16 protein-coding genes, 1 tRNA gene and 1 riboswitch are annotated in these 14726 nt (G+C 36.3%); of the genes, 6 read left to right on the top strand and 11 right to left on the bottom strand.

The genetic code is table 11. The features are described from left to right. Positions 1-79 precede the first annotated feature (79 nt). From clpX to THESIDRAFT1_RS08320, 5 genes are all read right to left on the bottom strand, one after another. Positions 80-1354 carry an ATP-dependent Clp protease ATP-binding subunit ClpX gene (gene clpX, locus THESIDRAFT1_RS08340; RefSeq protein ID WP_003870584.1) on the bottom strand — a complete coding sequence of 425 codons (1275 nt, stop codon included), beginning with the start codon at positions 1352-1354 and terminating at the stop codon, positions 80-82. A 21-nt stretch (positions 1355-1375) separates the two neighbouring features. Further along, entirely contained in the window at positions 1376-1963 is a 588-nt protein-coding gene (gene clpP, locus THESIDRAFT1_RS08335; RefSeq protein WP_003870583.1) for an ATP-dependent Clp endopeptidase proteolytic subunit ClpP, read from the bottom strand. A gap of 5 nt (positions 1964-1968) precedes the next feature. Further along, complete coding sequence (gene tig / locus THESIDRAFT1_RS08330) at positions 1969-3267, bottom strand: trigger factor (RefSeq protein WP_006570092.1); 1299 nt, start codon at positions 3265-3267, stop codon at positions 1969-1971. A 172-nt stretch (positions 3268-3439) separates the two neighbouring features. Further along, a tRNA-Leu gene (locus THESIDRAFT1_RS08325) sits at positions 3440-3524 on the bottom strand. 104 nt (positions 3525-3628) lie between these two features. Next, positions 3629-3877, bottom strand: coding sequence for a hypothetical protein (locus THESIDRAFT1_RS08320; RefSeq protein WP_006570091.1), 249 nt, complete (start codon positions 3875-3877; stop codon positions 3629-3631). A gap of 595 nt (positions 3878-4472) precedes the next feature. On the opposite strand from THESIDRAFT1_RS08320, the gene THESIDRAFT1_RS08315 reads away from it, so the two are divergent. The 6 genes from THESIDRAFT1_RS08315 to phoU all read left to right on the top strand — a co-directional run bounded on the left by THESIDRAFT1_RS08315 (position 4473) and on the right by phoU (position 10127). Then, positions 4473-5642: an ABC transporter substrate-binding protein gene (locus tag THESIDRAFT1_RS08315; protein WP_006570090.1), complete on the top strand. Its 1170-nt coding sequence runs from the start codon at positions 4473-4475 to the stop codon at positions 5640-5642. Between the two features lie 67 nt (positions 5643-5709). Continuing rightward, positions 5710-6594: a branched-chain amino acid ABC transporter permease gene (locus THESIDRAFT1_RS08310; RefSeq protein WP_006570089.1), complete on the top strand. Its 885-nt coding sequence runs from the start codon at positions 5710-5712 to the stop codon at positions 6592-6594. A 10-nt stretch (positions 6595-6604) separates the two neighbouring features. Next, entirely contained in the window at positions 6605-7573 is a 969-nt protein-coding gene (locus THESIDRAFT1_RS08305) for a branched-chain amino acid ABC transporter permease (protein WP_006570088.1), read from the top strand. Then, positions 7548-8321, top strand: a complete 774-nt coding sequence (locus THESIDRAFT1_RS08300) for an ABC transporter ATP-binding protein (RefSeq protein WP_006570087.1) — start codon at positions 7548-7550, stop codon at positions 8319-8321. The genes THESIDRAFT1_RS08305 and THESIDRAFT1_RS08300 overlap by 26 nt, the downstream gene beginning before the upstream one ends. Then, a complete protein-coding gene (locus tag THESIDRAFT1_RS08295) occupies positions 8318-9037 on the top strand; it encodes an ABC transporter ATP-binding protein (RefSeq protein ID WP_006570086.1) in 720 nt (239 codons plus the stop codon). Before THESIDRAFT1_RS08300 ends, THESIDRAFT1_RS08295 begins: the two co-directional genes overlap by 4 nt. Before the next feature lie 436 nt (positions 9038-9473). Continuing rightward, entirely contained in the window at positions 9474-10127 is a 654-nt protein-coding gene (gene phoU / locus THESIDRAFT1_RS08290; protein WP_039929280.1) for a phosphate signaling complex protein PhoU, read from the top strand. Between the two features lie 287 nt (positions 10128-10414). Here phoU and THESIDRAFT1_RS08285 read toward each other — a convergent pair whose 3' ends face one another. The 6 genes from THESIDRAFT1_RS08285 to thiD are packed head-to-tail and all read right to left on the bottom strand — an operon-like array spanning position 10415 to position 14562. Further along, positions 10415-10606 (bottom strand): hydroxyethylthiazole kinase, encoded by a 192-nt coding sequence (locus THESIDRAFT1_RS08285; protein ID WP_012268609.1) that lies wholly within the window; start codon positions 10604-10606, stop codon positions 10415-10417. A gap of 40 nt (positions 10607-10646) precedes the next feature. Next, the gene (gene cytX, locus THESIDRAFT1_RS08280; RefSeq protein ID WP_006570084.1) at positions 10647-11825 is read right to left on the bottom strand and encodes a putative hydroxymethylpyrimidine transporter CytX; all 1179 of its coding nucleotides are present in this window, start codon (positions 11823-11825) and stop codon (positions 10647-10649) included. A gap of 28 nt (positions 11826-11853) precedes the next feature. Then, positions 11854-12339 carry an energy coupling factor transporter S component ThiW gene (gene thiW, locus THESIDRAFT1_RS08275; protein ID WP_006570083.1) on the bottom strand — a complete coding sequence of 162 codons (486 nt, stop codon included), beginning with the start codon at positions 12337-12339 and terminating at the stop codon, positions 11854-11856. Continuing rightward, positions 12332-13126 carry a hydroxyethylthiazole kinase gene (gene thiM, locus THESIDRAFT1_RS08270; RefSeq protein ID WP_003870579.1) on the bottom strand — a complete coding sequence of 265 codons (795 nt, stop codon included), beginning with the start codon at positions 13124-13126 and terminating at the stop codon, positions 12332-12334. The genes thiW and thiM overlap by 8 nt, the downstream gene beginning before the upstream one ends. Next, the gene (gene thiE / locus THESIDRAFT1_RS08265; protein ID WP_003870578.1) at positions 13123-13764 is read right to left on the bottom strand and encodes a thiamine phosphate synthase; all 642 of its coding nucleotides are present in this window, start codon (positions 13762-13764) and stop codon (positions 13123-13125) included. The genes thiM and thiE overlap by 4 nt, the downstream gene beginning before the upstream one ends. A 3-nt stretch (positions 13765-13767) precedes the next feature. After that, positions 13768-14562, bottom strand: coding sequence for a bifunctional hydroxymethylpyrimidine kinase/phosphomethylpyrimidine kinase (gene thiD, locus THESIDRAFT1_RS08260; RefSeq protein ID WP_006570082.1), 795 nt, complete (start codon positions 14560-14562; stop codon positions 13768-13770). 57 nt (positions 14563-14619) lie between these two features. Then, positions 14620-14722: riboswitch (TPP riboswitch) on the bottom strand. Positions 14723-14726 lie beyond the last annotated feature (4 nt).

The raw sequence follows: 14726 nt of genomic DNA, 5'->3' as shown, positions 1-14726 counted from the left end.
ATATAATCCAAGCCCCCTTCCCATTCACTATTTTAGTATGTGAAGGAGAAGGGGGATTGATGTAAAAATTTTATTTTTTTTACGAAACAGACTCCGTCTTTTTTATTTTCTTTTTGGCTTTTTGAGCATCTGAGTAAACCAATGTTGGCGGAGCCTTCTTTAGTACCGTCTCCTCTGTAATTATACACTTTTCTATGTTGTCACTGGATGGTATTTCGTACATCACATCCAACATAATTTCCTCTAAGATTGCCCTCAGTCCTCTTGCGCCGGTCTTTCTCTCCAAAGCCATATCTGCAATGAGCCCTAAAGCTTTCTTATCAAATTCAAGCTTTACACCATCTAATTCAAACAATTTTTCGTATTGTTTTGTCAGCGCATTTTTGGGCTCTGTCAAAATCCTTACTAAGTCATCCTTACTCAATGGGTCTAATGTAACTACTATTGGCACCCTTCCTATAAACTCGGGTATCATACCGAATTTAAGAAGGTCCTGTGGCATTATATGACTTAAAATCTCGCTTAAGTCTTTTTCTTTTCTGCTCTGTACTTCTGCGCCAAATCCTAAGCTCTTTTTCCCTATTCGGGATTCTATTATTTTTTCTATGCCTTCAAAAGCGCCACCACATATAAACAATATATTAGTTGTGTCAATTTGTATAAACTCTTGATGAGGATGTTTTCTTCCACCTTGTGGCGGCACATTTGCAATGGTCCCTTCTAAAATTTTTAACAAAGCCTGTTGTACGCCTTCTCCTGAGACGTCACGAGTAATAGAAGGATTTTCTGACTTTCTCGCTATTTTATCTATTTCGTCAATGTAAATTATACCTTTTTCAGCTTTTTCTATGTCATAATCTGCTGCTTGTATGAGTTTTAAAAGTATATTCTCTACGTCTTCACCGACATATCCAGCCTCAGTTAGAGAAGTTGCATCAGCTATTGCAAAAGGAACATTTAGAAGTTTTGCCAGTGTCTGAGCCAATAAGGTTTTCCCAGAACCTGTGGGACCTAAAAGTAAAATATTGCTCTTTTGAAGTTCTACATCGTCTGGCTTTATCCTGCTGTTAATTCTCTTGTAGTGATTGTAAACAGCAACAGCTAAAGCTTTTTTAGCTTTTTCCTGTCCAATTACATATTGGTCAAGAAATTCTTTTATTTCCTTTGGCTTCGGAAGTTCTCCAATTCCCATATCCATATCTTCTTCAAATTCTTCATTTATGATTTCTTGGCAAAGTTCAATGCATTCATCACAAATATACACGCCAGGCCCTGCAACTAGTCTCTTTACCTGGTCCTGTGTCTTTCCGCAAAAAGAACACTTTAATTGCTTTTGATTATCGTATTTAGCCATAATTTCACCTCTTCTGGGGCATCACTTTTTGTTCCTGATAAGCACTTCGTCGATAATGCCGTAAGCTTTTGCCTCCTCCGCGTCCATGAAAAAGTCTCTTTCAGTATCAGCTTTTATCTTTTCAATAGGTTGCCCCGTATTTTCTGCTAATATTTTATCCAGCTTATCTCTTAATTTCAAAATCCTTTCTGCATGAATTTTTATGTCTGTAGCTTGGCCTTGCATTCCTCCTAAAGGTTGATGAATCATTATTTCACTGTTAGGAAGTGCAAACCTCTTTCCTTTTGCACCTGCTGCTAGTAAAAATGCAGCCATAGACGCAGCCATTCCAACGCACAAAGTCACTACATCTGGCTTTATATACTGCATGGTATCGTAAATTGCAAATCCTGCAGTTATTGAACCGCCTGGACTGTTTATATAAAGCCAAATGTCTTTGTCGGGGTCCTCAGCTTCCAAGAACAAAAGCTGAGCAATAACTAAACTTGCTGTAGTATCATTTATTTCTTCTCCTAAAAATACAATTCTGTCTTTCAAAAGGCGAGAAAATATATCGTAAGAACGTTCGCCTCTATTTGTCTGCTCTACAACAATAGGTACAAGACTCATAATAATCACTCCTCTTTACTTATTATTTTACACTCACTAAAAATAAAGTCAATCGTCTTATAATACGCTATATCTTCTTTTATGCCATTTATCTGGTTTTCAGTCAAGCTTTTCTTGAATTCTTCCAGATTTATTCTGTAATTCTCTGCCATTTCCTTTAATCTGTTTTCTAATTCTTCCTCTGTAACTTGAATATTTTCGACCTTAGCTATTTTGTCTATGACTAGTTGAGTTTTCACTCTATTTAAAGCTCCATCCCACATCTCTTTTCTTAAATTTTCTAAGGTCTTCCCTGTAATTGATAAATAGCTATTTAAATCCAAACCTTGATATCTCAAATTATAATCTAAATCCCTCAAAGAAATATCTATTTGCCTTTCCACCATAACATCTGGTATATCAACTTTTGCATTTTCCACAACTTTCATTACTGCTTTTTCTTTCATCTCATTTTCTGCATCTAATCTATTTTTCTCTTCTAATTTCTTTCTTATGTCGGCTTTTAACTCTTCTAATGTCTCAAACTCACTTACATCTTTCGCAAACTCATCATCCAATTCAGGCAATTCCTTTTTATTTAAAGCCTTAAGAGTGACTTTAAAAACAGCCGATTTGCCTCTTAATTCTTCTACCCTATAATCTTCAGGGAAAGTTACACTTACATCAAAAGTGTCATTTACATTATGGCCTATTATTTGGTCTTCAAAGCCAGGAATAAAAGTATTGCTACCTAATTCTAATTCATAATTTTCCGCCTTGCCGCCTTCAAAAGGCTTGCCATCTATAAAGCCTTCAAAGTCTATTACAGCAATATCTCCACTTTCTGCTGCTCTTCCTTCAATAGGTATAATTCTCGCATTTTGCTGCCTTAATTTTTCTAATTCGTATTCTACATCCCCATCGTACACATCATACTCTATTTTTTCAATTTCTATGCCTTTATATTCACCTAACTCTACCTCAGGCATGACAGGTACAGTTGCTTCTAAAATCAAGTCTTTTCCTTTGCCGATTTGTAAAATGTTAATATCCGGATAATCTACTGGCTCTAAATCAAACGTTTTAAGAGCTTCCTTGTACGCTTCGTCAAAAACATACTCTACAGCATCTTCGTAAAGGACACCTTCACCATAATATCTTTCTACAATAGCTCTTGGCGCTTTCCCTCTTCTAAAACCCGGTACATTAAATTTTGAAGCATTCTTTTTAAAAGCAAAATTTAAACCCTCTTCAAACTTTTCACTTGGTATTGTAAGTTCAATCGTCGCAATACTTTTCTCTAATTTTTTAAGACTCGCACCCATTAAGTAAATCCTCCTATTCTCTTTCTTTCGTATAAAGTCTTCTAAACTTATAATATTATAACATAAAAAAACGGTGAATCAAACTCAAGTTGTCATAATTTTATGCAAAAAAAATAATGCCTACTGCATTATTTTCCTGTCAAATATATATTTTTCTCCCTTAAATTTTTATTGGTGCGGGCAAAGGGACTTGAACCCCCACGGGTAACCCCACCAGATCCTAAGTCTGGCGCGTCTGCCAGTTCCGCCATGCCCGCATATTAAAATGGTGCACCATTAGGGACTCGAACCCCAGCCCCGCTGATTAAGAGTTTACACAAGACCATTTTATCAAAGTTTTTTTAATATGTCAAGAATGCCTCTAAGCAGGATCGCATTTCCCTTTTAATAATTTTAGAAGTACTTCAGGGTCATTTTCTTTTTCAATCATTCTAGCCTCATCTTCACCTCTATGAATAATATTTCTGACTACACTATCTGCTAATTTTGAAATTTTTAGCTCGTTAATTTCTCCATATGCTTCGTACAGTCGTTCATCTTGTATTACAAATGCATGCAAAAATATCCAAGTATACGTTCCGCCGTAGGATTCCAAAAAGTTACGTTTCATTTGTCGTTAATCATGATAATAGCATTGGGGGAGTATTAGAACGCTCTCATACTGACATTATCGCAGAATACTTTTAATATGACAATATCACAGAATAATAACACATTTTTCTTTTTACTTATTGACAATGCAAAGAAAAATAAGTATAATTAAAGTAACAAGTAAATAGAAAAAAAGGCAAAGGCGCCTTTAGAAAAAAGGTGCCTTTGCCTTTTTTAATTATTAGCCATCAAATTTAAATTTCCATCAAACTTTATACCAAATATTATCCCCTAAAAAACCTTTTTAAAATATGCAGACCATTTTTATTATACCACAAATTAATTCAAATTTGAAAAAAGGGGCACAAGGAGGTGAAAATGGTTACTAATAGGACGTCCCTAATGTATACTGAATATTTTAAGAAAAATAGAGAAAAATGAGAAAATTGTAGATATGCTTTATAAAATGATTATAATTGATAGCCAGCAGAATTTGCAGTGTATTTGCACCCTTTTAAAAAGGAGAGGGGTGTAGCAGGACAGGTTATGTGCTTATAGCAAAAATGTAAGACTATTTTAAAAAAACATGAAATTTTAAAGGAGGATGGTAAGCCGTGCGTAAAGGCTTTGTTAGGGGAGTAGCGGCAGGTTTATTATCGTTTTTACTTTTATTTGCTTCGGCGTGTGGAAATAAGTCTGAGAGTAGCGATGTTATAAAAATTGGAGCAAACTTAGAGCTGTCGGGAAATGTTGCCACATTGGGTCAATCAGGCTTAAATGGAATTATGTTAGCAGTAGATGAAATTAATAATGCTGGCGGAGTTCTTGGTAAAAAGATTGAAATAGTCAAGTATGACAATAAGTCTGATAATACAGAAGCCGCTTCGGTTGCGACTCGGTTAATTACCCAAGATAAAGTAGTTGCTATTATTGGTTCGATGACTTCTGGCAATACCCTATCTTATGTTAATATTGCCGAAACTAATAAAGTTCCTGTGATCTCGCCCTCGGCAACTAACCCTGATGTTACAGTAGATCCTAAAACAGGCAAGGTAAGGGAGTATATTTTCCGGACTTGCTTTATAGATCCTTTCCAGGGGACGGCAATGGCGAAGTTCGTTTTAAATGAATTAAAGCTTAAAAAAGTTGCTGTTTTAAAAGATAATACAGCTCCTTATTCGGTGGGTTTAGCTAAGTTTTTTGTAGAAGCTTTCAAAGCTGGCGGTGGCGAAATTTTAGCTGATGAAAATTACACTAGCCAAGATCAGGATTTTCGCTCGGTATTAACCAAGATTAAAAATTTAAAGCCTGAATTTATTTATGTACCTGGTTATTACGAGCAAGTGGGCCAAATTGTAAAGCAAGCACGTGAGCTTGGTATTAATGTTCCTATGGGCGGTGGTGATGGCTGGGATTCGCCAAAACTTGTTGAAATTGCTGGTGCAGCTGCGCTTAATAACACCTTTATTACCAATCACTATTCGTCTTTAATGCCTGACCAAAAAGTTCAGGACTTTGTTAAAAAGTATAAGGAAAAATACAGCAGCGAACCGGATGCAATGGCTGCAGTAGGTTATGATACGGTACTTGTTTTAGTTGATGCCATTAAACGGGCTGGTGAAGCTACACCCGAAAAAATCAAAGAAGCTTTAAAGACCACCAAGAATGTAGAAGGAGTTACTGCCAAAATCTCCTTAGATGAAAATCACAATGCTGTTAAAGGCTTAGTGATTTTGGAATACAAAGACGGTAAGCAAACCTATAAAGCTTACGTAAATCCTTAAAAGATTAAAGGGGGGGAATATTCCTCCCCTAAAGAAAATGAATTTAATTAGGTTAGAGGTGGTTAATATGATGGAATTTATCCAGCAGTTAATAAATGGAATATCAGTAGGAAGTATTTACGCTTTAATTGCGTTAGGATACACTATGGTTTATGGTATTATAAAACTCATCAATTTTGCCCATGGCGATGTTTACATGCTTGGTGCCTTTGCAGGACTATATGCGACCTTGGTTTTAAAAATGTCTTTTGTTCCAGCGTTAATTTTTTCCATGATTGTGTGTGCTATTTTAGGCATTATTATCGAAAGATTGGCATATCGTCCTTTAAGAAACTCACCTAAAATTGTAATTTTAATTACTGCAATAGGCGTTTCCCTTCTTTTAGAATATACCACGATGTTTTTCCTGGGTCCACAGCCTCGAGCATTTCCGGAGGTTTTTAAAGAGGTTTCGTATTCATTACTTGGCGGAAAGGTTACCATATCAAATAGGGAAATTTTAATTATTGCGGTCACGGTTATCTTAATGATTTTACTACAGTATATAGTTCATAATACGAAAATTGGAAAAGCAATGCGGGCAGTTTCTTATGACATGCAAGCTGCTCGTTTAATGGGAATAAATGTGGATACGACAATATCCATCACCTTTGCTCTTGGTTCAGCTTTAGCTGCGGCAGCAGGGGTACTGGTAGGGATATATTACAATAAAGTATTTCCCTTAATGGGAATTATGTTTGGTTTAAAAGCCTTTGTTTCAGCGGTTTTAGGAGGAATAGGAATTATACCTGGAGCAATGACCGGAGGGCTTATTTTAGGGATTACCGAGTCCTTAGTAAGTGGGTACGGCAGTTCTTTATATCGGGATCCTGTAGCTTTTGTGATTTTGATTATTATCCTATTAGTTAAACCTTCTGGCTTATTTGGGAAAAACGTTCGGGAGAAAGTGTAGGTGTTACAGAATGCTGAAAAATTGGTTTACAAAGGAAAATCTTGCAGTAACGTTGTTGCTAGTAGTGCTTATGGTAGGAGTTCAGGTTTTGTATTCAGCAGAAATCATTAGTCCTTTTGTGATGTTAAACTTAATTATTATCGCAATCAATATTATTCTTGCAGTAAGTTTAAATTTAGTGGTTGGTTTTACGGGACAATTTTCTATTGGCCATGCGGGATTTATGGCATTAGGTGCTTATGCGTCGGCTATTATGTCTTTAAATTTTAATGCCCCTTTTATTGTATCCTTGTTAGTTGGAGCAATAGTGGCGGGTATTGGCGGTATTATAATTGGCATACCTACCTTGCGTTTAAGAGGCGATTACTTGGCTATTGCTACTTTAGGACTGGCTGAAATAATCCGGGGGGTAATAACAAATATTGATTATTTAGGTGGAGCTTACGGTTTAATGGGGATACCACAGAGGACTAATTGGCTGTGGGCTTTTGGGTGCATGCTGGTTACAGTTTTAGTTATCAAAAACTTTGTTCAATCCAGCCACGGTCGGGCGTGTATTTCAGTTCGAGAAAATGAAATTGCGGCGGAAGCCATGGGAATAAATACCACGAAATATAAAGTTATAGCTTTCACTATGGGTTCATTTTTTGCTGGAATTGGCGGGGCACTCCTTGCTCATTATATTACCTTTATTGAACCAAATGCTTTTAACTTTTTAAAATCCTTTGATATACTTGTGATGGTAGTTTTAGGAGGACAGGGGAGCCTCACCGGTTCAGTGGTAGCGGCAATTGTACTAACGTTAATTTCTACATTTTTACAGAGTTTAGCAGAACTGCGACTTATAATTTATGCCATAATCTTAATCTTGGTGATGTTATTTAGACCCCAGGGACTTCTTGGAACCCATGAGTTATCCTTTAAGCTTTTGCAGAGAAAGAGAGGTGTAAGTCATGGCAGCCATTCTGCAGACGCATAGCGTGGGGATTAGTTTTGGAGGATTAAAAGCAGTTCAGGATTTAAATCTTACCTTAAATGAAGGAGATTTAGTTGGGTTAATCGGACCAAACGGTGCAGGTAAAACGACGGTTTTTAACCTTTTAACCGGGATTTACCTTCCAACCACTGGTGATATAATCTTTAAAGGCGAAAGCATAGTAGGGTTAAAGCCTTACCAAATTGCTGCTAAAGGCATAACCCGTACTTTCCAAAACATTCGTTTGTTTGGCGAACTTTCGGTTTTAGAGAATGTTTTAATTGCCAGGCACTTGCATGTTCCATATAATATGATGCATGCTATATTCCGTCTTGGGAAGTTTTACCGTGGAGAAAAAGAAATGCGGGATGAAGCTTATGAGCTATTAAAAATCATGAACTTAGCTCATAAGGCAGAAGAAAAGGCCAAAAACTTACCTTACGGAGAACAGCGCCGATTAGAAATTGCCCGGGCGTTGGCTACTCACCCTTCCTTATTACTTTTAGACGAACCAGCAGCAGGCATGAACCCTCGAGAAACGACGGAGTTAATGGAATTAATTGGCTTTATCCGGAGTAAGTTTAACGTGACTATTTTACTCATTGAGCACGATATGCATTTGGTAATGAACATTTGCGAGCAGATTTACGTCTTGGACTATGGAGTTAATATTGCTCACGGGACGCCTGAAGAAATTAAAAACAACCCTCGGGTTATTGAAGCATATTTAGGAGAGGGGGCGTACCTATGAGCGGGAAGGAAGTATTAAGAATTGAAGAGTTAAATGTATTTTACGGGGCCATTCATGCTTTAAAAGGAATATCGCTTACCGTAAACGAAGGAGAAATAGTAACCTTAATCGGGGCAAATGGTGCGGGGAAAAGCACTACTTTAAATACAATTTGTGGATTGGTCAAGCCTAAATCAGGAAAAATAATTTTTGAAGGTAAGGATATTACTGGTAAAACTGCTCATGACATTGTAAAAATGGGTATAAGCCAGGTGCCTGAGGGCCGACGGGTTTTTGCTAACATGTCAGTATTGGAAAACTTGGAGTTAGGTGCTTATCTTTTAAAAGATAAAGCAGAATTTAAACGCAGGCTTACCAGGGTTTTTGAACGGTTTCCGCGGCTTGCGGAAAGAAAGGGACAACTGGCCGGCTCTTTATCTGGCGGAGAACAACAAATGTTAGCGATGGGGCGAGCATTAATGTCAGCACCTAGACTTATGCTTTTAGATGAACCTTCAATGGGCTTAGCCCCCCTGTTGGTTAAAGAAATTTTTGCGATCATTAAAGAACTAAACGAGCAAGGAACTACTATTCTTTTAGTAGAACAAAATGCACATATGGCTCTTTCTATTGCTCATAAAGGCTATGTATTAGAAACAGGAAAAATTGTGTTATCTGGCCCCGCCTGGGAGCTGGCGGAAAACCCGCAGGTAAAAGAAGCTTATCTCGGGGGGTAAAGGAAGTTAGATAAGGCATTTTACTCGTCAGATTAAAGGCGAGCCCTCTGCTTTTATACATAAAGAGTTTGGTTCGTCATGATATTATTTTTATCAAGAAATTTACATTATAATAAAATTTTGAAAGTTTGCTCTAGGAATTTACAGTAGGCATTTAGTATAAGTACTCTATTTTTTTATAGGTTGGTTCTTAACCAATTCAACATTTATTATACAGCCTTAAAAATAAAAAATATAATCTTACAATGAAACAAAGGCGTTTCATTTGTATGAGTATGCCTTTGTTTTATTTTCTTAATATTTTATGCTTTAATTAATCATTATTTTATCTACGTAAGAAAATGGCATTTTAGTTCTTATAATGCCATCTGGTTGTGGCAAGACTAGAGGATGGAAGACTACATCACTAGAAGATTCGGTTAAAGGAGGTGAAAGGGTGAATCGCACTCATTTTGAAAAAGAATTAGAAGAACTTCATTATGACGTATTAAAAATGGGTAGCCTTGTAGAAGAGGCGATAGCAAACGCCATTGCTTCTTTAGTAAACCATGATACAGAATTAGCTCAAAAGGTCATCGATGGTGATGACAGAATAGACAAAATGGAAGTAAAAATTGACAATAAATGTGCAAAGATTATTGTAACCCAGCAGCCAATTGCAAGGGATTTGAGAATAGTTTTGACAGGGCTTAAAATTGTTACAGACTTAGAAAGAATGGCAGACTATGCAGTAGATATAGCAAAAACTACTTTGAGGATTGCTCATCAAAAATATACAAAACCATTGATAGATATTCCTAGAATGGCTGAAATCGTAAGAGAAATGGTAAAAATGTCATTGGATTCTTATGTTCACCAGGATTTAGACCTTGCAAGAACGATTGGCGAAAAAGATGATATAGTAGACGCTCTTTACAAACAAGTATTTAGGGAACCATTAACTGATATGATAGAAGACCTAAGAAACATCGACCAAGCGAGTCAGTTTTTGTTTGTAGCTCGTTATCTTGAGAGAATTGCTGATCATGCTACTAATATATGTGAATGGGTAATTTTCTTAGATACAGGAGAGCATATAGATTTAAATTAAAAATATTAATTTGGTGTATTTTGGTTTTCATTTTTATACATTTTTTAATAGCTTCAATAGGAATTCCTCCTGTAAATTGTTGATATGGAGTGTATTAAAGCAATAAAGTTCCATATTTTCATCAGCTGTTATTTAAAATACCTATGGTAGCTACTTTACTTTGCTTCCATTCAAAAGTTATCTACCTGCCATTAAATATAATGATACACCTTCAAAGCTTCAAAATTAGCATGTTAATGCTTATAATTCTAAATTTTAGCAATGCTTTGCAAAATCAATTTTCCTTTTTATAGCTGCACATCTTCCCTGGTTAAGGATAGCAGGTATTTTATATTTATGTACATGGCATTTGAAATCGCGGTAAAATCATATGCCTCTTCTTGCAACATTGCCATTGCAGGTGATGCTCCAAAACTCAAAAGTGCGTTTGCATTATCATTCATCACAACATAATTTGTGATGACATGTATAAGTGGCACTTTCCCTTTTACGAGTTCAAAAGTTTTACAATTTCATCAATCATAAAATTTTCTCTTTTCTTTTAAAAAAAGTTTGTGTTACAGTATAAATTACAGCAGTCAAAAATATTGTTGTTATGGTGGGAGTTAGATACCATTTTAATAATGAAGTACCGTTATATACCATGTAATTATACGTAATAATTCCAATGATAGATGATACAACTGCAGGAATATTAAGGTACCCACTTTCTTCATATTTTAATATAAAGAAGCCTACAAAAACTACTGTGTATACTGGAATAAATACACTACCGATAGCATATAAAAAGTTTTGATATTTATCAATTGGGAATAAATATGCTGCTATGATACCTATCAGCGAATAAATTATTAATAGCTCTTTTTTACTGAGCCTTGTTTTAATAACTGCCATTGTAGATATCGCAGCAGAGTATACATCCATAAAAGTAGTCGTCACTGTTGATAAAAGTATTATTAGCAATGGTACAAACCCAGTTTTTATTGATGCAAAATATGAAATTATATCTTTTCCTTCCGTTTTCAATGAAACAAAAAGACCTATAAAATACATAAAACAGCTTGCAATAAAATAACCTAAAAATGTATATATAAAGCTAGATTTTCTATTTTCACTGTTGATCGTATAATCTCCTACTAAAGGCAGCCATGATACAGGCATAGCAACGGCAAGTTCGATTGCATCTACAAAACTTATATTACCTGTTGGTGTTAAAATTTTCCCGCCCTTTAAAAATACTACAACACCAATAGTCAATATAAACAACAATATTACTGCAATGTTATTTACCCAGTATGCTTCACTTTCAAAAAATAGTGACCATAATAAAACAGATATGCCTACAAAAAGTATTCCTACACCAACAGACATACCAATGGCACCATTAAAAGCTTTTGCTGATTGTATAATCATGACTGCTGTCCATCCAATCAATTGTAGAATGTTTAGTGCTCCTAAAAAAATTGTACCTTTATTGCCCAAAACAACTTTTGTTGATTTTATTGCTGGCAACTTAAGGATGTATGACATAAGCCCCCCAAGCGAGAAAAATAATGTACCAATGATATGGCCTATTAAAATAGCCAACAAGCCTTTAGTTAAACCTAGAGGTGCAAATAGCGAACCTGTATAGATTTCAGCAATTGAGATTGCTGCACCTGCCCATATTAGAAAAAGGGTAAAATTTTTAATTTTCATGATTCACACCCGCCTTTCTAAAGTAAGTTTATGAGATAAATTTCTTATATTTTACTAAAACCAATACCACTACATATCCTATAACCGAGCCTATTGTACTGGAAAGCGAAAATGGAATGACAAACATAAAAGCCGAACCGGAACTTCCAAGTATATACTTAGCTATAGGATAAGAAAGCAAAGCCCCTATAATGCCTGTACCTATAACTTCTCCTATAGAGGCAAAATAAAATTTACGTGTAAATCTATAAAGATATCCAGCAATGAACGCACCAACCATTCCTCCTGGAAATGCCAAAAGCGATCCAACACCAAGGATGTTCCTCAAAAGTCCTATAATAAAAGCTACTTCTAACGCTCCCCAAGGGCCCAAAAAAACTGCTGAAATAACATTAATAGCATGTTGAACAGGTGTAACTTTGGCAGCACCTACACTAAACCATACATATTGAGAAGCAAAGGTGCCTATAGCAATAATAAGTGCCATAAAAACCATACGATGTATTTTATTCATACTCCACCTTCTTATCTTTTTCTATTATCTCCGGCGTGAGATTATATATCTCATCAAAAAATGTCACTTTAAAACTGCCGGGCCCTTTGACATTGCTGCTTTGAGCGGCTCTTTCACCTGCTATTCCAAAAGCTACAAAAGCTTCTACTGTAGCTGCAAAATAATCTTCACATACTCCGCAGAAGCTCGCTACTACAGAGGTAAGCATACAACCTGTGCCAGTAACAGTGCCCATCATAGGATGCCCATTTTTTACATACGCAATTCTTTTTCCATCAGTAATTATGTCAGTAACACCTGACACTGCTACTACAACGTTGTACGCGTTTGCTAAATCTTTTGCAGCTTCAGAAATATCATCTGCTCCGCTTTGAGATTCTACACCGCGTATCTTCCCACCTTTGCCTGCAAGTATTGAAATCTCAGCACTATTCCCTTTTATCACAGAAATTTTTACCTCTTCTAATATCTTTTTTGAGCTTTGTGTCCTAAGCTTCGTAGCTCCCGCTCCAACAGGGTCTAATATAACTGGTACTTTAAGTCTATTTGCAGCCTTTCCTGCCTTTATCATCGCTTCTACTTGTTCATTTGTAAGAGTGCCTATATTTAAAACTAAAGCATCTGCTGCACTTACCATTTCTTCTACTTCTTCCAAGGCATGTGCCATGACTGGCAATGCTCCTATAGCCAGTGTTATATTAGCACAATCATTGACAGTAACTATATTTGTAATATGGTGAACTAAAGGTTTTTTCTCTCTTAAAATTTTCAACAATTCTTTTTTCATTTCAAATTCCTCCTATCGTTTATCGCTTTTGCTATAACCTCCAAAAGTTTTCTTGTATTGTTTTCTATATCCCCATAAAATACAGCTGAAACTGAAGATATCCCGTCTACTCCCGACTTTAACATGACTTCATAAGCATTATCTTTTGTTATACCTCCTATTGCAACTACGGGAATAGTGACTGCCTCTTTTATCTTTTTCAGCCCTTCTATTCCAATAGCTTCCGCCTCCGGCTTTGTAGGAGTCTTAAACACCGCTCCCACTCCTAAATAATCCGCTCCATCTCTTTGTGCTTTTAAAGCTTCTTCCACTGTCCTCGCTGATACCCCTACTATTTTATCATGACCTATTACTTTTCTTACAACATCTGCCGGCAAATCCTCCTGTCCAACGTGAACTCCATCTGCATCTACTGCCAAAGCTATATCCACTCTGTCGTTAATAATGAGAGGGATTCTATTTCTTTTTGTCACTTCTTTAACTTTGAGAGCAATTTCATAAAATTCCCTACTTGATATGTCTTTTTCTCTCAGTTGAATTACTGTTGCACCGCCTTTTATTGCTAATTCTACTGCGTCAGCAATATCCATATCCTTTATGTAAGACCTATCCGTTATAGCATAAAGGGTTAAGTCCATATCTCACACCTTCCTTATTTCTATATTCCAAAAATGGTTAGTGGGACCTACTCCATGCCCTATGGCCAACGAATGTTTTATAGCCCCTGTAATGTATGACTTCGCTCTTTTTATTGACTCAACTAAATCATAGCCTAAAGCGATATTGGCAGCTATAGCTGAGGAAAATGTGCAGCCTGTACCATGCGTGTTTTTAGTATCGATTCTCTCTGATGTAATTTCATAAAACTCTTTTCCATCGAAAAATACATCTAAAGCATCTCCTGTAAGATGTCCACCTTTTACCACCACTGTTTTTGCACCAAAATCTAAAATTCTTTTAGCTGCCTCTTTCATGTCATACACACTTTTGATTTCCCTTCCAATTAGCTCTCCTGCCTCCATAAGATTTGGCGTAACTACAAGGCTTAAAGGAATCAGTTCCTCTTTCAAAGCCTCCACTGCTTCCGGCTTCAATAAATAGCTTCCACTTTTTGAAATCATAACAGGGTCCAACACAATATTTTTTACATTGTAATCTTTTAACCCTTTTGCAACCATTTTAATTATGTCTTCATTAGACACCATACCTATCTTCACTGCATCTGGATATAAATCCTCAAAAATTGCCTTCATCTGCAAATACACCATATCAGGACTTATATCCTCAATTCCCAAAACCCCCATTGTATTTTGCGCTGTTATTGAAGTAATGACACTCATGCCGTATACTCCATGGGCTGAAAAAGTCTTTAAATCTGCCTGTATACCTGCTCCTCCCCCAGAGTCAGAGCCGGCAATAGTAAGGGCTAATTTCATAAAAACACCTCCAAATAATAAAATAAGCCCACCTGTGAGGTGAGCATTTTTACAAATGTTTTAAAAAGCATGCTTCCCTACGCAGGCATTACCCTGACAGGTTCAAAGGGTCGGGAACGAATCCCCTCTCAGCCACTTTTTGGCTCCCCTAGCACTTGTCATAT

This window comes from Thermoanaerobacter siderophilus SR4 (assembly GCF_000262445.1).
Taxonomy (GTDB): Bacteria; Bacillota; Thermoanaerobacteria; order Thermoanaerobacterales; family Thermoanaerobacteraceae; genus Thermoanaerobacter; species Thermoanaerobacter ethanolicus.
Note: the sequence above shows the minus strand (reverse complement) of the source record. Positions and strands in the feature narration are given on the sequence as shown.